Source organism: Enterovibrio paralichthyis (assembly GCF_019209835.1).
GTDB classification, from domain to species: Bacteria; Pseudomonadota; Gammaproteobacteria; order Enterobacterales; family Vibrionaceae; genus Enterovibrio; species Enterovibrio paralichthyis.
Genome location: NZ_JAHUTS010000007.1, coordinates 132,874 through 157,939 on the forward strand (window position 1 = coordinate 132,874; position 25,066 = coordinate 157,939).

20 protein-coding genes are annotated in these 25,066 nt (G+C 51.2%); 8 read left to right on the forward strand and 12 right to left on the reverse strand.

Going from position 1 to position 25,066, the window contains the following annotated elements; translation table 11 throughout:
• Positions 1-6: 6 nt before the first annotated feature.
• The 8 genes from KU854_RS10785 to KU854_RS10820 form a co-directional block, all read right to left on the reverse strand.
• The gene (locus KU854_RS10785; RefSeq protein ID WP_218358568.1) at positions 7-225 is read right to left on the reverse strand and encodes an acyl carrier protein; all 219 of its coding nucleotides are present in this window, start codon (positions 223-225) and stop codon (positions 7-9) included.
• Positions 218-2,122: an HAD-IIIC family phosphatase gene (locus tag KU854_RS10790; RefSeq protein WP_218358569.1), complete on the reverse strand. Its 1,905-nt coding sequence runs from the start codon at positions 2,120-2,122 to the stop codon at positions 218-220. Before KU854_RS10790 ends, KU854_RS10785 begins: the two co-directional genes overlap by 8 nt.
• A complete protein-coding gene (locus KU854_RS10795; protein ID WP_218358570.1) occupies positions 2,119-3,132 on the reverse strand; it encodes a 3-oxoacyl-[acyl-carrier-protein] synthase III C-terminal domain-containing protein in 1,014 nt (337 codons plus the stop codon). Before KU854_RS10795 ends, KU854_RS10790 begins: the two co-directional genes overlap by 4 nt.
• Positions 3,133-3,141: 9 nt before the next feature.
• Positions 3,142-6,039: a type I polyketide synthase gene (locus KU854_RS10800; RefSeq protein ID WP_218358571.1), complete on the reverse strand. Its 2,898-nt coding sequence runs from the start codon at positions 6,037-6,039 to the stop codon at positions 3,142-3,144.
• 89 nt (positions 6,040-6,128) lie between these two features.
• The gene (locus KU854_RS10805) at positions 6,129-6,383 is read right to left on the reverse strand and encodes an acyl carrier protein (RefSeq protein ID WP_218358572.1); all 255 of its coding nucleotides are present in this window, start codon (positions 6,381-6,383) and stop codon (positions 6,129-6,131) included.
• A 15-nt stretch (positions 6,384-6,398) separates the two neighbouring features.
• Positions 6,399-8,060, reverse strand: coding sequence for an acyl-CoA dehydrogenase (locus KU854_RS10810; RefSeq protein ID WP_218358573.1), 1,662 nt, complete (start codon positions 8,058-8,060; stop codon positions 6,399-6,401).
• A complete protein-coding gene (locus KU854_RS10815; RefSeq protein WP_218358574.1) occupies positions 8,053-9,795 on the reverse strand; it encodes an acyl-CoA dehydrogenase family protein in 1,743 nt (580 codons plus the stop codon). Before KU854_RS10815 ends, KU854_RS10810 begins: the two co-directional genes overlap by 8 nt.
• 11 nt (positions 9,796-9,806) lie before the next feature.
• Positions 9,807-11,558: a fatty acyl-AMP ligase gene (locus KU854_RS10820; RefSeq protein ID WP_218358575.1), complete on the reverse strand. Its 1,752-nt coding sequence runs from the start codon at positions 11,556-11,558 to the stop codon at positions 9,807-9,809.
• A gap of 204 nt (positions 11,559-11,762) precedes the next feature.
• Here KU854_RS10820 and KU854_RS10825 point away from each other — a divergent pair, with 204 nt between their 5' ends.
• Positions 11,763-12,725 (forward strand): 2Fe-2S iron-sulfur cluster-binding protein, encoded by a 963-nt coding sequence (locus KU854_RS10825; protein ID WP_218358576.1) that lies wholly within the window; start codon positions 11,763-11,765, stop codon positions 12,723-12,725.
• 568 nt (positions 12,726-13,293) lie between these two features.
• Entirely contained in the window at positions 13,294-14,055 is a 762-nt protein-coding gene (locus tag KU854_RS10830) for a helix-turn-helix transcriptional regulator (protein WP_255555522.1), read from the forward strand.
• A gap of 65 nt (positions 14,056-14,120) precedes the next feature.
• Here the strand turns inward: KU854_RS10830 and KU854_RS10835 are convergent, their stop codons facing one another.
• Entirely contained in the window at positions 14,121-14,714 is a 594-nt protein-coding gene (locus KU854_RS10835; protein ID WP_218358577.1) for a histidine phosphatase family protein, read from the reverse strand.
• A gap of 337 nt (positions 14,715-15,051) precedes the next feature.
• On the opposite strand from KU854_RS10835, the gene KU854_RS10840 reads away from it, so the two are divergent.
• From KU854_RS10840 to KU854_RS10865, 6 genes are all read left to right on the forward strand, one after another.
• Positions 15,052-15,849, forward strand: coding sequence for a DeoR/GlpR family DNA-binding transcription regulator (locus KU854_RS10840; protein WP_218358578.1), 798 nt, complete (start codon positions 15,052-15,054; stop codon positions 15,847-15,849).
• Positions 15,846-16,862 (forward strand): ABC transporter ATP-binding protein, encoded by a 1,017-nt coding sequence (locus KU854_RS10845; RefSeq protein WP_218358579.1) that lies wholly within the window; start codon positions 15,846-15,848, stop codon positions 16,860-16,862. Before KU854_RS10840 ends, KU854_RS10845 begins: the two co-directional genes overlap by 4 nt.
• A 77-nt stretch (positions 16,863-16,939) precedes the next feature.
• On the forward strand, positions 16,940-18,205 hold the full coding sequence (locus KU854_RS10850) for an ABC transporter substrate-binding protein (protein ID WP_218358580.1): 1,266 nt from the start codon (positions 16,940-16,942) through the stop codon (positions 18,203-18,205).
• 52 nt (positions 18,206-18,257) lie between these two features.
• On the forward strand, positions 18,258-19,151 hold the full coding sequence (locus KU854_RS10855; protein WP_054778572.1) for a carbohydrate ABC transporter permease: 894 nt from the start codon (positions 18,258-18,260) through the stop codon (positions 19,149-19,151).
• Positions 19,148-19,957: a carbohydrate ABC transporter permease gene (locus KU854_RS10860; RefSeq protein WP_054778571.1), complete on the forward strand. Its 810-nt coding sequence runs from the start codon at positions 19,148-19,150 to the stop codon at positions 19,955-19,957. The genes KU854_RS10855 and KU854_RS10860 overlap by 4 nt, the downstream gene beginning before the upstream one ends.
• A gap of 10 nt (positions 19,958-19,967) precedes the next feature.
• Positions 19,968-20,636 (forward strand): phosphodiesterase, encoded by a 669-nt coding sequence (locus KU854_RS10865; protein WP_255555523.1) that lies wholly within the window; start codon positions 19,968-19,970, stop codon positions 20,634-20,636.
• Positions 20,637-21,058: 422 nt separating this feature from the next.
• On the opposite strand, the gene KU854_RS10870 is transcribed toward KU854_RS10865, so the two are convergent.
• The 3 genes from KU854_RS10870 to KU854_RS10880 all read right to left on the reverse strand — a co-directional run bounded on the left by KU854_RS10870 (position 21,059) and on the right by KU854_RS10880 (position 25,061).
• Complete coding sequence (locus KU854_RS10870) at positions 21,059-22,843, reverse strand: HEPN domain-containing protein (RefSeq protein ID WP_218358581.1); 1,785 nt, start codon at positions 22,841-22,843, stop codon at positions 21,059-21,061.
• A 332-nt stretch (positions 22,844-23,175) separates the two neighbouring features.
• Positions 23,176-24,372 carry an acetate/propionate family kinase gene (locus KU854_RS10875; protein WP_218358582.1) on the reverse strand — a complete coding sequence of 399 codons (1,197 nt, stop codon included), beginning with the start codon at positions 24,370-24,372 and terminating at the stop codon, positions 23,176-23,178.
• Positions 24,373-24,599: 227 nt separating this feature from the next.
• Positions 24,600-25,061, reverse strand: a complete 462-nt coding sequence (locus tag KU854_RS10880) for a TetR/AcrR family transcriptional regulator (RefSeq protein ID WP_218358583.1) — start codon at positions 25,059-25,061, stop codon at positions 24,600-24,602.
• Positions 25,062-25,066 lie beyond the last annotated feature (5 nt).

Below are 25,066 nucleotides of genomic sequence, written 5' to 3' on the forward strand. Positions count from 1 at the left end.
GCCTCCTCACGACGCCAGTTGGTGGATGTCGTTCAGGGTGTTAGCCTGTAAAAACGCAGGGATTGAAACCGTGCGGCCGGTTTTGGCTTCCAGTTCGCTGAGCAGACGCACCGCGTGGAGCGAATCCCAGCCATCCAGTTCAACCAGCGGCGTACTGAGGGCTGATTCAGTCAGGTTCATATCCATAAAGTCCTGTACCAGCGAAACAAAATCCTGTTTATCCATTGCAGCTTTCCTCGTAGATGGTGTGGAGATGCGTCGGCAGTGGCGCTATCTCAGAAAGGGAGTGACAGTAAAGCCGGCTTTGTGGGTCGCCCACTGCAGCCGTACCCGGTGGCAGCACGTCCGGCGTGATTTCTTCAAACCCCATTGAAGGGAAGAAGCTGGCCATACGCTGGTTTTTCTGGGTTGGGATAAATTCAGCGGTGACGGTCTGTTTTCCGGTTTCAGCCGCCCAGCGCAGAATGAGGCTGATAGCGGCTTGCTCGATACCGCGGGAGAAAACCCGGCAGCTGAGCAACATGTTGTCGATGTGCAGGGATTCCTCGGTCATGGTCAGGAACGCGGCACCTATCAGGCCGTAATCGCCAAAGCGATCCTGGCTTCGCAGCGCAAAAACCGCTTTGTCTGTTTGCGCACGGTAGCGGCTCACCGCCTCTTCGCTCAGGCGCTGGGTTGTCATATTGAATTGGTTGGTGCGCTGGCTGAGGTTCGCCACGCGGGGAACATCGGCCGCGTTTGCCGCCAGTACGCGAAGCTCGATATTCAGGCTTTGCAGAAAGCTGCCAAGGTCGGCACTTGATGCTTTCAATGCCTGCCGGTCGGCTTCCTGACGGTATTTCTCTACCCGTCCCCTGTCTTCGGTGCTGACAGTCATCACCAGAAAATCGTTCAGGTCGGCAAGGCGGTCTGCAAAGCCCGCAGGTTCACCGGAAACCTGCAGCGTGGCGATAGAAGGATGCGCCTGCTGCACCTCTTCACATTCAAAGCTGCTGTCGTCTACAAAGACCAAGCTGTCGACACCAATATTGAGCGCCTCGGCAATACCCTGGACAGACTGGCTTTTCGGCGCCCAGTTCGCATGGATATGCAGAAAATCCCCCGGTTTCAACGCCATGTCGTGACGGGTTTTCAGCGCTTTCTCGACGTTGTCAGCGTCATTCTTACTGCTGATATTGAGCAAGACGCCCTGGGACGCGAACTGCTTGATGAGTTTTTGCAGTTGGAGGTGCGCCTCACCGGTTGGACAGCCTTCAAGACCAATCCCATCAATGCCGTCATCCCCCAGGATCCCGCGCCAAAGTGTGTTGTCCAAATCCAGCACCAGCGCCTTTTTGCCTTTACCGGCAACGGATGCAGCCAGCGCAGAGACCTCGCGCATCATTGCGTCCATCAGGCCATCGCTAAAGGGGATTTTTGCGTAAAACGCCATGCGGTCATCGCGCCAGTTTCCCGCACCGGTCATCAGGCACTGGGTGTCCAGCACCACCACGCGGTGGCTGTCATCGGAAAGTGACAGCAGCGACAGGTTAAACCCCTGCCACAGTCGGCTAAGCTGGTTGCGCTCGCGTGCCCCAAGGATCTGGCGCTGCAACACCACAGGAAGCGGCAGAGTATTGAACACGGCGCAGCCTTTGGTCAGGGTAAGCAGTTGTTGGGACGCTTGGCGGCACAGGGTCAGCACTTCATCCAGTGCTTTTTCAATGTCATCCAGCCCCCAGGGCATGGGCAGCCTGTCCGTCACGATGTGCTCATCCAACAAACAGAGTGAGTAGTCGGCATCGGCGCGCAGGAAGTCGCTGTCCGGGTCGAGCACATCCTGAACAAACTGGTTGTAGTCAGACAATGTCAGTGTCGGTGCCAGCCCTTTTTCCAGACACCCGGCGGTGAGCAATTCCCCGACCATGGCGGTGCTGAAAGAGCCTGTTACGGCAAAACTGACCGGTTTGAAGCCCTGCTCTGCAAGCCAGTGTGGCGGTGTTTTCCGGCATTTGCGCCCGGCACTCACCCTTGCCTGGGCAGCACGTGTGCGGCGCAGGGTCTGCATCAGCGCATCGCGGTTTTCAATGGCAACGCCATCCAGTGTCAGGGCGTAGCGCTCCGGTGTGGCTTGCGTGGTCATACTGCCTCCTTGCGGATAAGCATGCCTGCCTGGATCCACTTGGAAGATTCAATGGCGATCAGCATGGCGGACTGCTTGTCTTCCATGCGATCCCTCAGGTAACTGAGCTGGACGAAAGGAAGTGCATTGCCGTTGTTACCGGTTTCATGCACGCAGTTAATGACTTTATCGCGTGACAACCCAAGTTCATTGACGATGTGGTGCGTCATACGGCCGGATAGTTGCGGGGGCAGATACCAGTCGATTTCATTCCCTTCACTGGCCGCTGCTGTCCAGAGGTTGTCCAGCATCTCTGCAGCCAGTTTGGGCACATGTGCCTCAATCGCCTTGTAGTCTTCCATCAGCATCACGTCGTCTGTCTCGCGCAATCCACGCCAGTTAACGATTTGTCCGGGAGGAAGTTCCAATCCGGTGAAGCGGCAGCTGAACTGGGTGATTTCCCAGCCAAGGCCGGTCGGTTGCGTCGACATAATCAGCGCCCCGGCGCCGTCGCCAAACAGGGCAAAGTTGATCTGCTCGTTGGCATCGCTTTGGGCGTAATCTTTGGTCGGGTCAATAAACTTGGAACAGACATCGGCGCCAATCACCAGCCCGCGTTTGTATTCACCGCTGAGCAGCAATGAACGCGCCAGGGAAATCGCCTGCATGGCGCCGGTGCATCCGGATTGCAGCTGAAAGGTGGGCACGTTTTTCGCCCCCAGACGTTCGGCGACCAAATTGACCGTCGCAGGCATCAGTTGATCCGGTGTTGCCGTGGAAAGCACGATAAAGTCCAAATCTTCCGAGGTGAGCAGCTCCTTTTGCATCACTTCCTGAGCGGCTTCCGTGGCGATATCACACAGGGATTTTTTTACTTCCCCGCTCACCAAATCGGTGGCGAAATAACGGCTGGTGTTGCCCAGAAACAGGCTTATCCAGTCGGCATTTAGGCCAAAACGCTGTGCCAGCAGCGTGTTATCCACCGCGCCGTTGGGCAGATAGTGTTGGCATTGGTTGATGTAAATTGTCATGGTTCCTTCCTATTCCTGGTTCACTGCCGCGCGCTCAAGCGCGACGGTTAAATCACTGACTGTCTCTACATCAAACAGCTGCGACATTTGCGGTATCGCGGCTTCTCCCAGCCTTGCCCTTAGCTTGTCGACCAGTTCGATGAGATTGACTGAATCCAGCCCCAGCTCGCTGCTGAGCTTCTTGCCCTGCGTAATTGCTTCCACGGGATGTCCGGTGACAAGGCTCAACACCTCCACCACGGTTTCTGCCACGGTTTGGGAAGACAGAGCTTCATCAACAGGTTCCGGGTTGGCTGTAGGTTGCTTGGTCACTGAAACAGGAACTTCCTCTGCAAATGGGAAACGCGAGAAGTCCGTCAGGTTGAAAGCGTAAGGGGCCAAGTCAAATTCCGACCCGCCTGCATTCAGGGCAGACCAGTTGATGTCATAGCCTCGACGGAACAGCGCCCTTAGGCTTTCGCAGAAGGTGTTGGTGTCCTGGCTGTCTTCCATGGAGGTTGAGAAAAATTCGGCGTCGGCGTAGCCCTGTTTCAACGCCAGCATGGAAAGCACAGGCGCAGGGCCCATTTCCACGCCGACCAACCCGGCGTCAGAAGACAAGTCGTCCACCAGCGCATCCAGGGCGGGTTTGAACTGCACCGCTTTGATTAAATGCTCAACCCAATAGTCCGCGTCAATTCTCCGGTTAGGTTGAAGCTTGCCTGACAAGGTCGAATACCAAGGCAGGGTTGGCGCACAGTAGTTGACGGTTTTCGCCACGGTTTCAATATCGGCGGCAGCCGGGATCATCTGCGGGCTGTGGAACGCATGGGTCACGGTCAGTGGTTTAACCCTGACATGTCGGCTCATTCCCCAGATGCGCGCTTTTTCGATGGCGTCAGCACTGCCCGCAATCACAAACTGCTGGTTGCTGTTCCACACCGCGATACTCAGCCCTTCAATCTCTGTCTGAAGCTGCTCTACGACGGTTTTTTCAGCCATTACCGCAGCCATGGTGCCGCAGCCGGAAACCGCATCTATCGCCTCGCCTCTCGCTGCCACCAGCGACATGGCTTCTTCCATTGTCATCACGCCGGCAATGGTTGCTGCTGCAAACTCGCCGATACTGTGGCCGATGACGGCATCCGGCTTGATGCCGACATCCATCCACCAGCGCGCCAGTGCCCACTCCGCGGCAAACAGAACCGGCTGGGCAAATTTGCCCTGCCCAAGAAAGGTTTGGGCGGTGGCATCCGCGTTGACTACCGGCATCAGAGACTCACCAGTCAGGCGCTGGAATACCGCATCACATTGGGTGAAATAGTCACGAAATTGGGGGAAGGTGTTGAGCAGGCCTTTCAACATGCCCGGATACTGGCACCCCTGACCGGTGAACAAATACACCACGGCGCCGCAGCCACGTTTGATGCCACCGGTGTAAGGCGGTTCGCCCAGCAGCAGTGCAGATTCTTCTAGCTCTTTGGCACTGGCACCGAAGCAGAAGTCGCGCACCTCGCCCTTCTGTCGCATCGCCTGATGACCATTCGCCAACGCCGTTGCGTCCGCCCCCTGCGAAATTGTGTTGATAAGCGCGGATTTCTGGCGTTCAAACCCGGCGTCATCCGCGGCAGAAACAGGGATAAATGTCATTGCAGGCGACACGGTTTCATCGTCATGTTCCGGCGACACAAACACCAAATGGGCATTGGTACCACCCAGGCCAAATGAGCTGACCGCAAAGTGCTTTTTATCGTCAGGTAGCCAATTTTGGTGCGTCGCGCTCAGGGACAGGTTCCCTTTTTGCAGCATGCCATTAGGCGTTTCGGCAAACGGGTTTTGTGGGATTTCGCGTTTTTTCAGCATCAGCGCGACTTTGATGATTGACGCCATTGCAGCCGCCGATTCGCAATGCCCGATAAGGGATTTCACCGAGTCAATCTGGCAAGGCTGGTTTCGCGTGCCGCGGAAAATGCGGTTAAGCGCACCAATTTCTATCCGGTCGCCCAGCGCAGTGCCGGTACCATGGCATTCGATAAAATCGATATCCGCAGCATCCAGCCCCGCTTTGCGATAACAGGCCGCAATCAGGGCTTCCTGTGACGGGCCATTGGGTGCGGTCAGTCCGTTGCTTTGCCCATCATGGTTAATGTGTCCGGCGACAAAGCCACAGTATTGATGCTTCGCGGTCTGTTTGTTTTCGAGGATCACCGCCCCCACACCTTCCGATCGGATAATGCCGTCGGCATGGTCGGAGAATGCATTACAGCGCTGGCTTTGGGACAGCAGCCCGGCCTTTTGGTAAAAACGCTGGAGTACCGGTGTGAGGATCGCGTTGACACCGGCAACAATCGCCAGTTCACACTCTCCTGCTTCCATGGCTTTCGCTGCCTGGACAAATGCCACCGCCGAAGAGGAGCAGGCCGTATCAAATGTCATGCTTGGGCCTTTGAAATCAAACAGGTATGAAATCCGGTTTGACAACAAGGCATGACCATTGCCGGTAACGTGTGCCGGCAGCAACGCATCTGCGTCCCTGAACTGGAGCGTCGCCCAGTCATTGGTCATTGCCCCGACAAATACCCCCACCTTTTTCCCGCGCAGCGCAGCCGGAGAGTAGCCTGCATCTTCAAGCGCTTGCCAGGCCGTTTGCAGCAGCCAGCGTTGTTGGGGATCCATCAACGAAGCTTCGCGGTGGTTCAATGAAAAGTGCTGGTAGTCAAACCCTTCAAGTTCCTTGATGTACCCGCCCGGAACCTTTTGGAAGAAGGTGGCATCGCCAGCGTTTGCGAACCACTCCTGCGCCCGCCAGCGGTTTGAAGGCAATGCGCTTACTGCATTTTCGGCGGCGCAGATTCGCGCCCAGTATCCGTTTTTGTCGTCTGCACCGGGAAAGCGGCAGGCCACACCGGAAATAACAAGGGATGTCATGATTTCCCCCTTCTCTTATTCACTCATCCAGTTTGCTGAATCACCGATGCCAGGGGTTGATATGTCAGCCCGCGGCTCGGCAGCGGTGGCTAAGCCACCTGACTTTGTTGTTCTTCCGTCAGAAATTCCGCCATCTTTTCGATGGTTGGGTAATCCCACGCCAGCGTTGGCTCTACATCAATGCCGATTAGATCTTCCAGATCGGCGCAGAGGCTGACTGCGGAAACAGAATCAATGCCGTACTCCGACAAAGGCGTGGCCATTTCGATTTCGCCCGCTGGTTTTTTCAGGTATTCCGCGACTTTTTGTTGGATAAAGTTCTGAAGTTCCAATTGTGTGTTCATGGTTAAATCTCCGTTTCAAGGGTTAAGAGCGTTATCTGAAAGGCTTACGCGCTGGGTTTTCTCAAACATCAGGCGGCGAAGCGGATCAATGGGATGGTGTTGGATGTCATCGGCCAACTGGTCAACCGCGGCGAGATAAGCGCTGTCTGTTGCTGGTTCCTGACGTTCACGCAGCAAGCGCCACAGCGCGATAAAAGCGATGGATTGCAACGTGCAGTCCTCCCCTTTCGCGGAAAGGACACGCAGCACCGCGGTAACCGCAACCAGACGGCAATAGTCTTCGGCAGCGTCGTAAGGTGAAGAGGTCAAACGCCCGTGGCACCGCTCCATTAGCGGGCTGATATCCGCCAGAAGTGCCCGCCAGTTTTCATCCGATGCGAAGCGCTTTTCACAGCGCGATGTCAGCACAGGCAGCAGGCCAAGAATGGGTTCGCCTTTGCTGCAGGCGATGCGGAGCGAGCCTAACCAGTCCCGGTTTCCGGCCAGCAAATCGTGTTCTGCGGTTTCACCGACAGAGGGCTGCAGCAAGCGTGGCAGCTGGTGGACCAGAGTGGTCTGGCAAACCAGACTGCCGGCATGGCCGAAGCTGACCACAGGGAAATCCCGTACCAGTTTTTCAAACAGGCCATAGTCGTCGCTGCTGAGGTAATACCTTGCTCCCAGCAATCCCGACATGGATTTCAACGCCTTCTTCATCACGCGGGGCAGATAAAACTTGGCCGCCGCGCTGTATCCGTTACCAAACTGGGGAAAGGCTTCCAGGCCGTGACGCATCAGGGTTGCGGTTTCGCCTGCCAGCCAGGTGTCAGCCGCCGCTTCAGTGAAAGCTTTGCGGTAGACCGGCATCTCAAACAGGTCACCGTTATATAGCTTGCGCTGGCAGGCAAACCGGGTGAGTAAATCCAACCCATTGCGCAATGCATACTGGCTGATGGCAGGCAGCAGGGTGCGGGTGATTTGGAACGCTTTCAGTGCACACTCACCGCCGCGCCCCTGCTCACCCAACAGGCAATGTTCGGAGACAAAGACATCATCGAACGCGATGCCCATGATGTGACAGTTCCTCACGCCAAGGGTGTTAAAGCGGTTTGCAACCGTCACCCCAGCTTGGGATAGCTCGTCTTCTGTCAACAGAAACAGGCTGTGATGACGCGCCGGGTTCTCTTCTCCAGTGTCGGCAAACAGCACCACGGCTTTTGCGCGGGTGAGGTTATTGACCACTTCCTTGCAGCCGGAAAGCACATAGCCGCCGTCCACTTTTGTCGCTTTGAGTGCCAACGCGGACAAATCGTTACCGGCATGCAGTTCGTGGTAAGCAATGGCGATTCGTTGGTCGTTTCGTAGCACATTGGCAACCTGGGCTTTTTGTGCCGTACTGCCCGCCACTGCGAGGTTGGTTGCCGCCATAAATGCGGTCAGGCAATAGCCCAAGCCCAGCGAGAGATCCTGTCGGCACAACTCACCCATCGACGCCGTCAGGCTATCCAGCGAAACCTCGCGGGGTGATTCAACCCAGTTTGCCAGCAGCTCGCCCAACCCGGCGCGGCTTGCAACGGATTCAGCCTCGGTATTGAACTCGCCACTGCGGTCATACCCCAGAATGGCGCTGGCACTGAAAGCGGGATGTTGATGGTTGGCCTGACGCAAAGCGTCAGCCACAGAAGATGCGTTAAGCATGGGCCACCTCCACAGTCGGTTGAATGTCGCAGCCCTTCTCTTCCGGTTCTTCCAGCCCGCGCAACGGGAAACGGACAACGGACAGCAACTCACTTTCAGCCACCTGTTCGCGTACGGTTTGCAGGCAAATCGCGTCGGTCACTGCATCCTCATTGCCGAGCAAACGGTCAATGCACTCTTCAACCCAGTGATAACGCTGCATCGACTCTGCCAACGACTGACGGTTGTAGATGAAGAAGAGCAAAGTGAGGGTTGCCAGTTGCAGATCGCAGTAGCGTTGAGCCTGCGCAAAACGGATGGCAGAGGGGTGACCCGGCTGATTTGGCAGTGCCAGTACATCTGTGTCCAAGGCTTCCAGTTTCTGGCGGATCTCGGCTGCTTTATCTGCCAGCGCAGGAAACTCACCACTCAGGGATTCCGCTTGGGAGAGCCCTGCCGCCAGCCAGTCACCACGCTTGGTAAACAGGGAAAGCTTTTGACGCGCAAACGAAGGTAACGGCGCAGACAGGTTGAACAACGCTTCCAATGCAGAGGCTGACACCTGGGTTTCGCCTGTCTGGCGCTGACGCGCCAACGCAGGTAATTGCAGGGCAATGGCTTGAAGGTTCACCGCCGTATTACCATCAAACAGGGCTATCAGGCGGATATCCCGCAACATTTTGCCGAAGATGTCGGACTGTTCACCAACCTGCACGTACGATCTTGCCCCGAGCACATCAGACAGGGATTCGACCATCTCCTCACATTTCACCGGCACAGACGCTTTCAACACCGCTGACAGAAGACTCATTTGCTCCGGCAACACGTGAATGGCGCGGCTGAGAATTTGGGTCGCCATGTCGCAGACGTACATGTCTGCAGATGCCGCGGCGAGCGCCTGGCGGATATTGGGAATATCAATCAGGTGCTGTCGGCCCGAAAAACGTTTCTGGGCGAATTCCAAAGTGACTCGCAGCGCGGAATCCGCTGCGCCGCAGGAAAGTGCCGCGCAAAGGCTCCGGGAAAGCTGGAAACCTTTCAGGGTGATATCCAGCCCATGCCCTTCTTTGCCGATGACAGCATCCGGTGACAAATGGACGTTCTGGAATTGGATGCCACTGATATCAGCGCCGCGGATACCGTGGGTCAGCGCTTTCGGCACAAAGCTGAACTTGTTCGCCGCATGCTGCGATTTTTTCACCAGAAACAGAGTGAAATCGCGGGATTGTCCCTGATGGGCAGTGCGCGCAAACACAGTCAACGCCTGCCCACGGGTCGCATTGTTGATCAGGTACTTTTCGCCGTTGAGGCAATAACCCTGCGCCGTTTTCACTGCGGTCACTTCGCTGGATGACACATCACTGCCGTGCTGGCGTTCGGTCAAGGCAAGGGATACAGCATCCCCTGCCAGCACATCGTCTGCAACCGACAAACGCTGGGCATCATTGCCCCCGACCCAGACACTCACTGCCCCAAGGAAGGTTTTGCCATGGCCGATAGCGCAGGTCAGGTCGCGGCGTGCCATCAGCCTGACCAGCATGGAAAGGTGGGTGAAATCAGCCAACCTGCCGCCCACATCCTGCGGCACATAGTAGGCATGGACACCCCACTCGTTTAGCGCTTTGACCTGCCCAGCAGGGAATGCCCAATCATCATCGATTCGCAGCGCATTGCCCCAGCTGAACAGGGTTTGCGGGTCGCGCTCGTCTCCAAAGTGGCGCTCGAATTGCGCCACCAGTGCTTGTAAAGCCTTCATGGGAGCCTCGCTTACGCCGCACGGGACGCGGAAGGACGGCTGTCATCAAACAGTGGCCATTCCTTGTCGGACACCCACTTCTGGCGTGTTTTGTTACGCTGGATTTTGCCCGAGGTTGTTCGGCAAATGGTGCCGCGCTTAATCAGCACGATGGCCTGGATGGGCGCTTGAAACTCTGCCGCAACCGCCGAGCGCAAGGCTCTTGCCAGTGCTGGCCATTCCGATTCCGGCACTTCATTCGGCGCCACTTCCTGCACCAGCACGATCTCTTCGCTCACATCGCCCTGCACCGCAAAAGCAGCGCCAAAGCCTTTCTCAAGACGCGGATCCAGTTCGGAAACAAATACCTCGATATCCTGCGGGTACAGGTTGCGACCGTTGACCACCACCAGGTCTTTCAAGCGTCCTGAAATAAACAGCTCGCCATTGGTGATAAAGCCCAGATCCCCGGTTCGCAGCCATTCGCGATCGTCATTTTCATCGTTGCTGATTTTGGCCTGGAAGCTCTTTTTGTTTCGCTCTGGCTGGTTCCAGTAGCCTTTACCGACACTGCCGCCGTGCACCCAGACTTCACCGACTCGACCGTCTGCCAGTCGTGCGCAGGATTCAGGCTCGACAATCGCCACATCCAGCCCTTCGAAAGTGCCGCAACTGACGCAGGTGATCGCCTCTTCAGTGCCCGGAGGGCATTGCTCAACAATGTTTCGGCCATAGAGATCCGGCGTAACACACAAGGTCTGGTGGGCGACGCCCGGCTTGCCACCGGAGACGAAAAGCGTGGTTTCTGCCATGCCATAGCAGGGATACATGGCGCTGTAGCGGAAGCCGAATTTTTTGAAACGGTTGAAGAAGCGGTCGATGGTATCCTGACGGATAGGTTCTGCACCATTAAATGAGTTGACCCAGTCACTCAGGTCTACCCCTTCCAAATCCGCGTCTTTCACCCTAGCCAGGCAGTATTCGTAACCAAAATTCGGTGCACCGGAGGTATAGGCTTTGTAGTGGCTGATGGCTTTCAGCCAGGTTGCAGGGCGCTTGAGGAAAGAGGTTGGCGACATCAATACCAGCGTTGAACCATTGTGCACCGACTGCAGAATGTTCCCGATCAAACCCATGTCGTGATAGAAAGGCAGCCAGCTGCAGCAGGTCATTTCTTTGGTGTGGGAAAGGCGATCTCGGATAAGTTCGCTGTTGTGGATCAGATTGCCGTGGGAAATCATCACGCCTTTTGGATCGCCGGTTGAGCCTGAGGTGTATTGGAGAAATGAGAGGTCATCACGGCAGAGATCAACCGGTGTATATCGCCCTTCCATCGCCGGGTCTACGGTGTCACTCACAATCACGTTCAGGTCATCGATACCCACCTCATCAAACCAGGCTTCCAGTGCCGGCCATGACGCGCTGTCGGTCATCACCGTATCAATGTCGGCGTCTTTGATGATGTGGGAGATGCGGGCATGGTGTTCCCCTTTACGTGAAGGCAGGGAAACCGGCACCGCAACAACACCGGCATATTGGCAGGACATAAAACCCTGCACGAATTCAAGACCGGAGGGGTAAAGCATGAGCACGCGGTCACCTTTGTCGCAGACCGAACGGATCTTGGTAGCCTGCGCCTTGGCAATCACTTCCAGCTCGGCAAAGGTGAGGTGGTCAATCTCGTTGCCTTTGTCGTCCAGCATGATGTAAGCCAGTTTGTCCGGCATCTCCGCAGCGTGTTGGGCAATGAGATCAACCAACGTGTGTTCCTGTTCCTTTTTCATGGTGCGTACCTTCGTGGTTCAAGATGTACGCTCAATATTCCAGCAACACTTTCGACTGCGCTAACCGTCACTTCTGACAGGAATGCCAATTAATCCTTAATTTACAGAGTGATAACCGCATTACCTGATATATACGACAGGTAACATCATGATTGCTTTTGCACCGAGAATTTGGGTCGTTGCACTCAAATGAGGATCTGTGCCATGTCTATCACCCTAACCTGTACCCAAACATTGCGGGAGTCAGACGATACCGTCACCGCATGGTTTGATTGCTCCCACCCTGTTACCGCTAAAGCAGGGCAATTTATTACGCTGGCCGTGCCCATTGAAAACCGCGTCCACCAGCGCAGTTATTCGCTCAGTGCCTTTGATACCGAGCGTGTCCCGAACGCTGTCCGGATCACCGTTAAACGGGTTGAAGACGGTTTGGTTTCCAACTGGTTAGTCGACCATTGTGAGGAAGGTTTAACACTGCAGGCGAGCGAGCCCATGGGCAATTTTACGTTGGACAGTGATGCCAAAACCCATGCGTTTATTGCTGCGGGCAGCGGGATCAGCCCGATAGCCGCCATGCTACAGGAACTCGCTGAGCATCATCCCAACACACCAGCCAATTTGCTTTACATCGTCCGCCATGCTAAAACCGCCCCCCTGCTTACTGAGCTGAAAACACTGTCCGTCACCTACCCCCAGCTCCAGATAAAAGTGTGGGATACCGCCACGATTGGCAGACCAAACGCCCTTCAGCTTTCAGCGCTGCTTACCGCTTGGGAGGCAGATACCCATTATGTTTGCGGGCCAGAGGCGCTGATTGACACAGTCAGCAAACTGACCTTAAACCGACTGCGGATGGAGCGCTTTAACGCCGCCGTTTATAACTTCGAAACGGTGAAACCTGACGGCGCTGCCATTACCTTTTCCGAATCCCAGAAAACGATTGAAATTACGGAAGCCGAAACCATTTTGGATCTGGCCGAAGCGAACGGCATTGCCGTGAACTCCAGCTGCCGTTCCGGCGTTTGCCACGAATGCAAACTTCGCCACAACAATCCGGAAGCCATTGTTTGGTTGGAAGAGGAAAACGCCCTAACAGATGAAGAGAAAAAGGAATACCTGCTGGCGTGCTGTACCACGGTAGCGGGAAAAGTTGATATTGCCTGCTGAGCCTTCACGCGATCCTGCCGATCTGACTACCCATCAGGTCGGCTAGCCCTGAATACTTCCTTTTTGATGGAGATGACTACATCTACAAAGCAACGCCGCGATCACAACGTCAGTCAATCTCGCTGAATCCTGCATCTTCAGGTTGTTTAGGTATATATTCATGCAAAAATAAATTGCTCATAAACATATCCAGTACTTTTCTCAGGCATCCGAATACAGGCACCGGCCCATCAGGATCACTAAGAATGCATTTAGGTGACTGATCTAAGTGTATTATTTAAATATCAATACACTTTAATGACACAAAAAATGCAAATAAAACAATTAATATCATTAACTTGTAAAAATACTCAAATTACCGATGTCTAATAAATGAGTCCCTTTTTATTTTTGAGAATGCCCCTCATCTATCCTCACTTCTCTCTAGCCTGAAAAGCCAGACAGGGGTAGCGTCTATCCGCAGACAACAATAAAAATAAATTCAGCGCAGGTTGGTTAATGAATGTTTAATCATTCGGCAACCTCTTACTGGTTACGATATTGATTACTATGTTGGCTCAGATTAAATATGGAAAGCGGAAGAAAGAATATGGACGTCGGGGCGCTGTTTGGCATCATCGATAAACTTCAGGATGTCCGGTGCAAAGAAGAGTTTGAATCACTCTGTGAGCAGTTTTGCGAACTGGTAGACCTGGACTATTACCTTTTTGGTGTGATTGAGCAGGAATCCCTTTACTCACCGGTTATTCATTATTTCAGCAACTACCCCACCGAATGGTTAGAACTTTATTTCAGTGAAAACAGCCAGCGCGTAGACCCTGTTGTCAGCTACATTCTCACTCAGCAAGCCCCTATCCGCTGGGACATTCTGGTGCAACGGGAAGCCTTCCAGGAGCCCAAGCAACAGGCGCTGATGCAGGCAGCAAAAAACTATGGGCTTTGTAACGGGTTCAGCATTCCCCTCAAGTCGGCCACCGGCGATATTGTGGTCTTCAGCATGGCGATTGGTGACGATGAGCAGCAAATTGAAAAGCTTAATGCTGCCATTCCCTTTGCCCATACCCTCGGTGCCCATTTGGTGGAGTGTTACCTCGCTTTAAAAATTCAAGCCAACGAATGTTGCGAAAGCAGCCTGACACGCCGCGAAATTGATTGTCTGTTCTGGGCCAGCGAAGGTAAAACCGCCTGGGAGATTTCAAAGATAATCAATATCACCGAGCGCACCGTCCTTTTCCACCTCAACAACTGCACCAAAAAGCTGGAGGCATCCAACCGTCAGCATGCCGTTGCGCTGGCGATAAAAAGAGGGTTATTGAAGCCTAATTTGTAGAAACAGAACCAGCTGCAATGGGAATCAAACAAATTGCAAACATGCATGGCACGGGGAAGAGCAACCTAGAAAGGAATGCTCTCCCCTTTTGACACCAAAAGTTTCATCTCGCCTGTTTCATGGTGAGGCAAGGAACGGTGCTGTCCTGGTTCGATGCCGTGAAATGCCGATTTCATGATCTGCAACGTATCGCCATGTGCCACCAGCAGGATCACCTTGCCTTCATGCTGGTTTTCCAGATTCCGGATCAGGCTTATTGCCCTCGCTCTCACACTCTCTGTACTTTCAACACCATGCTGCGTTTGGGAAGCGTCTTCTCTGTCCTTTGACCACACGATTTCATACGCCGCAGATGAGTGGCCTTCCCATTCCCCGAAGTAGCGCTCGCGCAATCGGATATCCTCTTTGGGCTCAGGCAAATCAAGCAACTTTGCAACGATCGCCGCTGTTTCGCGCGTCCGCTTAAAGTCGGAGCACAAAATCATATCGATTTTTTCGCCGCTGTATGCCATCGCCGTTTTCTCCGCCTGGGATTTTCCCAAAGGCGTCAGTCCGTATTTTGCACAGCCGATATCAGGGTTGCTGACGACTAAGTCCGCAACGTTTGCTTCACTCTCCCCATGGCGCATGATGAGGTAGGTGTTCTTGAATACTGCCATTCCCTTCTTTCACCTATCAAAAATGAGGTTTACCGAACCGCAATCTAAAACAAACGCAGCCCAACATCTTCCCTACTTCGTTGTACCCAGCATGAAGGTTTCACAGTCCTGAAACGTAACTTTCACATTTTGCAGTTAACAATACACGCAACAAAAAAGTGTCCACTTGCTCATTATTCTAAGTGATATCACCACAACCATGAGCATATCAATACCCAATGATTATCAAATATGAGCAATTAATCATTTTGATGGGAATTGAACTTTCATTTACTCAATCGAATGTTGATTAAATGTTAACCATCAGACTAGATTGATCTCAATAGGGAGGAACGGTATGGGCAATGGCACTAAAACGAAATCGAAGACAGAGATCAGGCGAGAGCTGATCCTTGAGAAGACCATTGAGCAAGGTCATGTGACGGTCGAGATGTTGGCTGAATTGCTCGGTGTATCTGCCCAAACCGTACGCCGGGATATCAACCAGCTATGCAGTGAAAACCTGCTCCGACGCAAACACGGCGGGGTCGAGAGCTTTGAGCAACAACTCAATGAGCCCTACCAGCAGCGGGCGGTGACCAATTTCTCAGCGAAATGGGCCATCGCCCAAGCGGTCGCAAAGGAAATACCAGATGGCTCAACCGTGTTCATTTCCATCGGCTCGACACCTGCCATTGTGGCAGAAGCTTTGACGGTGAAATCGGGGCTGACAGTGATGACCAACAACCTCAACGCCGCCATGATTTTGAGTAATGAGCCGAGTAACCGAATCATCATTCCCGGCGGCGAAGTGCGGATGCCAGATCGGGATGTACTCGGTGACGGTGTTCTGGATTTTTTTAACAGCTACCGCGCGGAATACGGCATTTTTGGCGTGGCGGGTGTTTCGGAAGATGGTGGCATGCTGGATTTTCATGCCTCCGAAGTCAGGGTTCGCGAAACCATTCGCACCCACTGTAAAACGTCCATTCTGGTGATGGACAGCACTAAATTGACGCGAACAGCACCTGCGATTGGCGGGAGCATCTTCGACGTGGATTTGATCATCATGGATCAACACCCCGGCGATGATTTTTCAGCACTGAGTGACCGTGTCGGAGATCGTTTGAAGTTAGTAGGAGGCGACGCTTCATGAACACAGAACCCTTTGTTTCATTCGACAACATCGCAAAAAGATGGAACGGACAACTAGGTGTCGAGAACATTTCGATTGATATCCCTGAAGGCACTTTTGTTGCCCTGCTGGGGCCGTCTGGCTGTGGCAAATCCACCACACTGCGCCTGCTTGCCGGGTTGGAAATACCGGACGAAGGGGCAATCCGCATTGACGGTGTGGACGTGACAGAAATGGCACCTTCAGCCAGAAATCTTTCCATGGTGTTCCAGTCTTACGCGCTGTTTCCCCATTTGTCGGTCGCCGAGAATGTCATGTTCGGCATGAAAGTGCGGAAAGTCCCCAAAGACGAACGTCTGGCTAAGCTTGAGAATGCACTTCGGATTACCGGGCTGGTTGGCTACGAGGAGCGTAAACCCGGTGAACTTTCCGGTGGTCAACGCCAGCGTGTCGCCCTTGCCCGCGCCATCGTCGCCGGTCAACCGCTCTGCCTGATGGATGAGCCCCTTTCCAACCTGGATGCCAAGCTCCGCCATTCCGTGCGCAAAGACATCAAAAAGCTCCAGAAAGATCTGGGAATGACCGTGGTGTATGTCACCCATGACCAGACCGAAGCCATGAGCATGGCAGACCTGATCATCCTGATGAAAGACGGCCATATCATGCAGGCGGGTACACCGCAGGAACTCTATAACGCTCCACAAAATACGTTCGCTGCAGAATTTGTTGGCGCACCACCCATGGCGTTAGTGGATGGCGGCGTGATTGCCGGAACAGACCACGCGCACAAAGTGGGACTGCGCAGCGAACACGTGAAATTGGTAGATGCGGGACAAGGACGCATCAGTTGCACCGTCTCTGAAAGCGAATACCTCGGCGAAGAAACCCATATGTTGCTGGATCATCCCAACGCCAAAGGCCTGGTGGTGAAGCTACATGGTTTTTCGTCGCTGAAGGAAGGTAGCACCGTGGACATCAACTTCGAGGACAGTGCCCTGCACTTCTTCGACCGCGATGGAAACAGAATGAACTAGCAAGGCGTGGAACAGTTTCTCCACGAAACAGAAGGGAAGCTGATTTCAAATGTATATACGTAACCAATGGTGAAACTATGAAGTTCTCAAAGTTAATGAGTTGTGCCTTTGCGGGTGCGTTTACCCTCGCCGCGCAATCGGCAACAGCGGCAACAGAATTGAACATGTACTACCCCATTGCCGTGGGTGGTGCGCTGACGAAAGTGGTCGACGGGATAGTTGATGACTTTGAAGCACAAAACCCGGACATCAAGGTTAACGCTATCTATTCCGGTAACTATGACGACACCCGCGTGCGTGCGCTTTCCGCGCTGAACTCGGGCGAGCCTGCTCAGTTGGCGGTGATGTTTTCAATCGATGTCTATGACCTGATCGATCAGGATTTGATCACCCCATACGATGACCTGTTACAGGGTGAAGAAGACCAAGCCTGGCTGGCAGATTTCTACCCTGCCCTGATGGAAAACGGTCAGGCCGAAGGCAAAACCTGGGGTATTCCTTTCCAGCGCTCAACCATTGTTGCTTACTACAACAAAGACATGTTCCGCGCTGCTGGACTCGATCCGGAAAAGCCGCCCACAACATGGGATGAGCTGGTCGAAGTGGGTAAAAAGCTCACCAATGACAACACCTACGGCATCATGATCCCATCTACCGGTTACCCATACTGGATGTTCCAGGCGCTGGCTATCCAGAATGGCAAAAAGCTGATGTCGGATGACGGCCTGACCACCTACTTCGATGACCCTGCCGTGATTGACACCCTCAAGTTCTGGAAATCCCTTTCTGAAGAACACGGCATCATGCCAAAAGGTACCGTTGAATGGGGCACGCTCCGTCAGGCATTCCTGGAAGGCAACACCGCCATGATGTGGCACTCCACCGGTAACCTGACGGCAGTGAAAAATGCCGCCAAGTTTGATTTCGGTGTCGCCATGCTCCCCGGCAACGTGCGTTTAGGCTCCCCAACCGGCGGCGGTAATTTCTACATTTTCAAAGACACCACTGACGAAGAAAAAGCAGCCGCGATGAAGTTGATTAAGTTCATGACATCACCGGAGCAAGCAGCCAGATGGTCAATTGCCACCGGCTACATGGGCGTATCAAAAGGCGCGTATGAAACCGAAGCGTTGCAGGAATACACAGAGCAATTCCCGCCAGCATTGGTTGCGCGTAACCAGCTAGAACATGCGGTGGCAGAGTTCTCTACCTACGAAACAGCCCGTGTCCGTGAAGGCTTGAACAATGCCATTCAGTTCGCCCTGACTGACCAGAAAACGCCGGAAGTTGCATTGGAAGAAGCGCAAAATTCCGCCAAGCGTCTCCTGCGCAATTACCAATAAAAACATCTCCCCCCGCCTTTACCGGGCGGGGGACTTGCAGTAGAGCAGTTGTATGAATCATTACGCTGAAATGGAACGTCGCAAGCAGCACTTATATGGTTGGTTTCTGCTGACACCTGCGGCCATTTTACTGACGCTTTTTGCGTTCTACCCTTCGGTGGCAACGTTCTGGGAAAGTCTGTTTTCAAAAGGCACCCGTCGTCGGCCTTCCGAGTTCAGTGGTCTGGAAAACTATTCTGATCTCTTTAACGACCCAACGTTCTGGATCGTGGTGAAAAACAACCTGTTTTATGCCGCGGTCACCATTCCTGTCTCCATCGCTATCGCCTTGATCATGGCATTGTGGGCGAATTCCAAAATCTCCGGTAAAGGCTTTGTCCGCACCGCTTACTTTACGCCGACCGTGCTCCCCATGATTGCCGCAGCGAACCTTTGGTTGTTTTTCTACACCCCGGATTTAGGCGTACTCGACCAAATAGGTGCCTTGTTTGGTTTTGGTTCTGTTAACTGGCTTGGACAGCCAGATACTGCGCTTTGGGCGGTGATTATCGTCACCATCTGGAAAGAAGCCGGCTTCTTTATGATCTTCTATCTGGCCGCGCTGCAGACCATTCCGGCGGATTACAAAGAAGCGGCTGACATAGAAGGCGCCAGCCGTTGGACATACACCCGCCGCATTGTTTTGCCGCTGTTGATGCCGACCACCCTGTTTATCGTGGTTAACGCCATGATCAACTCCGTGAAGCTGATTGACCACCTGTTCATTTTGACCAAAGGCGGCCCGTCGGATGCGTCCAAACTGATCCTCTACTACATCTGGGAAATGGCGTTTGCCTTCTTTGATGCGCCGCATGCAGCAGCGATGACAGTGCTGGTGCTGATCGTGCTCGGGATTGCCGCCGCCATTCAGTTCACTTACCTGGATAAAAGGACGCACTACCAATGAAATCTATCGAAAAGTATCTCGATACTGCGGGTGCGTTTTTGCTGGCCATTATCTGGATATCACCCTTGGTATTCGCCTTTTGGGCAGCGTTTCATACCACCTCAGACGCCGTGAATTTCAACCTGCTTTCTGGTTGGACGCTGGATAACTTCCGCGTCGCGTGGGAAGGCGCGCCTTGGCTGCGCTACTTCTTCAACACCTTCTGCCTGGTCACCGTGGTGTTAATCGGGCAATTTATCATTACCACACTCGCGGGCTTTGCGTTTGCCCAAGTCTCCTTTCCCGGCAAAGACTTTGTTTTCATCCTGGTGCTGTTGCAGCTGTTCATCCTGCCGGAAGTCCTGATCGTCGAAAACTATGCAGTGGTATCTTCACTTGGGTTGTTCGACACCATTTTGGGGGTTGGCATTCCTTACATGGCCAGTGCATTCGGCATATTCCTGATGCGCCAGTCTTTTAAATCCGTGCCTTATGAGTTGCATGAAGCCGCCGCCGTTGAAGGCTGTTCTCTGTTCGGCATATTGATGAAGGTGTATGTGCCACTCGCCAAACCGACCTACCTTGCTTACGCACTGGTGTCTGTCTCTACCCACTGGAACAACTTCCTGTGGCCCTTGATTGTGACCAATTCAGATGACACCCGGCCGCTGACCGTCGGCTTGTCGATTTTCGGTGCGCCGGAGAACGGCGTGGATATTTCGGTTATCTCTGCCGCGACTATGATGTCGATTGCACCGCTACTGATTGCGTTTTTGATTTTCCAACGCCAGTTTGTGCAAGCATTCCTGCGCGCCGGCATTAAATAGAGGAGGTGGAATGACACGTATTCTGCAACTGACCGACACTCATATTGTCTGTCCACCTAAAAAGGTTTCGGGCGTGCTCGACACGTTGGCCTCATTTGAACAAGCCGTCAGTAAGATAGAGCAGGATTTGGTAAAACTCGGCGCTATCGACGCCATTGTCGTCACCGGAGACATCACCGACCATGGCGACCTTGATAGCTACGAAGCCTTCAAATCTGTATTAGGGCGGCTAGGCATTCCCTATTTGGTGATTCCCGGAAACCATGATCTGCGTGCGTCGATGCATCAGGCATTTGAAGGGCTAACACCCGCCACCAGCGAAGAGATCAATTGGATAAAAAGCTATCCGGATCTGGACATTATCGGCCTGGATACCGTTATTCCCGGCCAAGGCGGCGGCAGGCTTTCTCCTTCAGCGCTGACCTTTTTGGAGCAAGCATTAGCAAGCAGTCCCGATAAACCCGCGCTGATTGCTATGCATCACCCGCCCTTTGCGTCCGGTATCCAATTTATGGATGCCATCGGTTTGGAGGGCGCTGAAGAAATGGCGGAGATATTGGAAAACAGCAAACGTGAAATGCGGATTATCTGTGGTCATTTGCACAACAGCATTGTCAGCACCATAGGAGGCGTCACTGTTCTTTCCTCCCCCTGCCACTGCCAGCTCGTTTCCGACTGATCATAGAGACGATGCGCCGGTCGGTTTTACCCAAGATCCCGGCGGCTACATGCTACACGAGTGGAACAATGGCTTTCGAAGCAGTTACCTTTCGCTGTCACCCCAAAGCATCGTGCACCCGTTTTAAGGCAGAGCGCCACCAACGCAGAAAGAGACTGCGCTGAATGGTTTACGGACGACGTGCTCTTGGTTCTTCCCTCTTTTTAAGGGGGAAGTTAGAAGGGGGTTGGCTTTTGAGCTTTGGGATGGTTTGGGACATTTCCGGGTTAAAGTATTAACTCTAACTCGTCAGTTTCGTATAAAAATTTTTATGGATTAACGCCTCATTCAATTGCGAATTGTGCATTAACTGAAGCATTTGCAAAACTCTAGACCACAGCCGCCAGTGTTGACTACGTCAATTGCAGTGGCTTGTTAGGTTTTTAACGTGTTGGACCAAAAAGTACATTCTTAAAATCTATTACTTTCAACTTTTCAGATTTATTATTTTTAAGATATGATTTATGGCATTCCACAGTAATTTTCATTTCCTGAATAAGATTATCTATAGAGTTAATATCGTTAAATGAAATTTTTCTTTCAATGATAGCGAAAAATACCATATCTAAATAATAATGCGCCATTTCTGCGATATAATCATTGTGATCATTTATATTACCTTGATGTACAATTTTGTTTCTCGACCTATAGACTCTTCGAATATCTCTCTGGCATTGGACCTTATAATAATCAATAACTTCCTCTATAGACTTTCTTGTCTGAAACTCTCTAACAAGTTTCATAAATTTATATCTTAATAGTGGTTGTTCATTCATCTCAGCCAATAATTCGCCAGCAATATTCTTAAAATCTACCACACCAACAAGTGCAGCAACAACCAGATCATTATCACTTTGTACATTCTCAGGTAATTTAGATTTTGCCAATTCAAACTTTTCTTTATCCCATTGAATTATATTTTTTTTGAGACTAGAAATTTTCTTTCTAATTATATAAGCAGATACAATCAATTCTACAGATGATGCAACAGTTGCAATATGTGATTTTGATTTTTCAGTAATTAATACAGCCTCAAGACAAATCCATAGGTTCAAAATTTGTGATGCCACTTCATCAGTTTCTAATGCATGAGCATGCAACTCAACTCCTCTGTGGAACCGATTAAAAGAATCACTTGTTAATCCAAAATTTGTTAGAAAAACTGGGAATATTTTTTCTACATAGCCTAAGTCATTTTCACTAAGTGAAGTCATTATATTTGAGGACTTATGAAGTGAAACAACATGTTCTTTATCATGTTTATATACTAGACAGTAATCCGAAAACCAAGGCTTTTTATTATGATAAAAGACAACAAATAAGTCTGAAATTAGTGAAACTCGTTCCTCAGCAACCTTCATTGCATGTTGGTAGTCAAGAGCTTTAACGTCTTCACAAACTATATATACTTTCCTATCACTGTCTTTATAAAACTTCCTTTCAAAGTTTTTTCCATAGATAGGTTTCTTAATATCTACAACTTTTAGCCCAACTTTCTCACATGAGTCACTAATATTTGAATAAATCTTCGACGCAGAAAAAACCACTTCAAAATTTTTATATTCGAGATCAAAAAATTTATAAAAATCATCAAGAGAATTAATATCTTTTACTTTATTAACTCCAGACTTATCAAAAAAGTGTTTATTAACTAGAAAATATATAGTCCCTTTTTGATAACCATATGATACCAAAAAGTTAAAAAACATAGTTGTGGTTTTGACTAGGTCGTCTTTCCTCTTATAATCATTAACGTATTTTTTTACTTCATCTTTAATTTTTTCAAAGTAAATCATTGGATTTATCTTTAAATCGATAATTTCCAATATGTTTTTTAGTGATTTTCTATCTTTACCGCTTTTCAATGAATTAAGATAATATTCAATCTTATCACCCAACATATTTTTAATAACAACATCATCTCGAACTCTTTCTATTATTTCTTCCAACAATGAATCGAGTTCAGTATTTGATACTTCATATACACCTTTTTCCTCAAGCTCTAAATACTGAAGACATTCGTTAATAATATCTGTGATCGACACAGAAACATTCTTTTCATTAAAATCAGACTTATCATAAGATAACTCTAACATCCGTTGAGAGAAGAAAAGGAGCCCTTCAAGATCTTGCTTATATTCCCAAGTTGCTATATTTGTAATTATCATATTTCTTTTTACTTTATTTAAAAACTTAACAGTGTCTTTTCAACAGACATTGTCTTTATAATAATTTCAGAAAATACAGACACCATAGCAGCAACATACTGTTCTATAGGTCTTATTCTTCCTTCCACTCATAAATTGCAGAACATGTCTGTATAATCACAAGTATTCAACCAGGCTCATAATCTGCTATTAGTATATTTAGGTCAAGAACTGACATGAGAAAGTGGTCAGGAATCTTGAGCTAAATAGTTTTGGGGCAAAACAAACCCACCAAAACAAAAAAGCCGCTGACTCTCATCAGCGGCTTTTCTTGTGTCGCTTCTCGCGCTTAATTACTTTGTAAATTCAGCGGCTTGTGAGGCAATAACGAATTCTTCGTTGGTTGGGATAACAATCGCAACCGCGCCCAGCATCTCAGATTTAGCGATAACACCGCCGTTGCCGAAACGTGCTGCTTCGTTACCTGCTTCATCTTCGACAAAGCCCAGAAGTTTCAGGTTCTTCAGAATTTCACGACGGATTGGCAGTGAGTTTTCACCGATACCGCCAGTGAAGATGATGGCATCAATGCTGTCCAGCGGGATCATGTATGAACCGATGTACTTGGCAACACGGTAGGTGAACACTTCAAACGCCAGTTTCGCGCCTTCGTGACCATTTTCCATCGCTTCCAGAATGCCGCGTGCGTCTGAAGTCAGGCCTGATACACCCAGGAAACCGGATTTCTTGTTCAGCGCTTCAAATACTTGTTCCTGGCTCCAGCCTTTTTTCAGCAGGAATTCAATGATGCCTGGGTCAAGGTCACCACAGCGGGTACCCATCATCAAACCAGACAGTGGGGTGAAGCCCATTGAGGTATCAACAGACTGGCCGTTACGCACTGCACACACAGACGCACCGTTGCCCAGGTGAACAGAAATGAAGTTCGCCTCTTCCACTGGCTTATCCAGTTGTTTTGCTGCTTCACGGGTGACGAAGTAGTGGCTGGTACCGTGGAAGCCATAACGGCGGATACCGTAGTCAGTGTACAGCTCGTTTGAAATTGCACCGGTAAAGGCTTTTTGAGGCATGGTCTGGTGGAAAGCGGTGTCGAACACAGCCACTTGTGGCAGGCTTGGGAACGCCTTCATTGCTGCGCGGATGCCCATTACGTTCGCTGGGTTGTGCAGAGGAGCCAGATCGCTCAGCGCTTCAATCTCAGTGATAACGTCGTCATTTAGCAGTGTCGCGTTTGCGAATTTTTCACCGCCGTGAACTACGCGGTGGCCAATAGCAACCAGTTGTTCGCCAACGTTCATGCTCTCAACCAAATCAACAATGATACCAACCGCTTTCTCGTGGTGGTTTCCACCTTGCTCCAGCATCAGTTCTTGCTTCTCGCCATCGCGTTTCCAGCTGATTCGCGCGTCGTCCAGACCAAAACACTCACCAAGACCAGACAGAATGGCCTCGCCGGTTTGTGCATTCATCAGGGCAAATTTGAGTGAAGAGCTGCCTGCATTCAGGACAAGTACTAGTGAACGGCTCATTGAAAATCTCATTGAAAAATGGGGGTAACGTAGTAACGCAAAAGTTTAACGCCCATTATTAAATTTTTTTTGAACTATTCAACTTAAATTTGAATCATTAAACGAAAAATAGCCTTTTAATGTCTCAGATCAAGATTTGCATAAATAACTGTTTCAACTGCCCAAAATACAACCACAAAAAAACGCCCATACAGGGCGCTTCGTGTCAGGCGTTGCGCGGGTCACAATCAGGCCATAGTGAGGATTGATTTACCCAGCAGCCATTCAAGATCTTTCTCAAAATCGTCGCCATAGCGATCGCAGCACACGTCGTGCAGTTTCCGGCTGGCATGGCTGGTAAATTCCACTGCATTTTCCGATGAAACGGTCTGGAGGAAGAAAAGCCGCAATACAGCGGTAAAGCGGTTGTCTGAACGCAGAGCGGTCAACCAGCTTTCAATGAATGAGCGCTTGTCACCTTCCAAATCCAGCCTGTCGATCAAAATGCTCAGCAACCTGTCGTCTAACCTGGTAATGAAATCCGTTTTCTTGGGAAAGTGGTGGCTGATACCGGTTCTGGAAATCCCGGTCTGTTGGCTCAGTGTCGTGTAAGACATCTTGTCATAGCCCAATGTAACAAGCTGATCGACCACGGCATCAAGAATCAACCGAATCGTCACTTCTGTATCTTCTTTGCTTCTTTTTGGCATAGTTA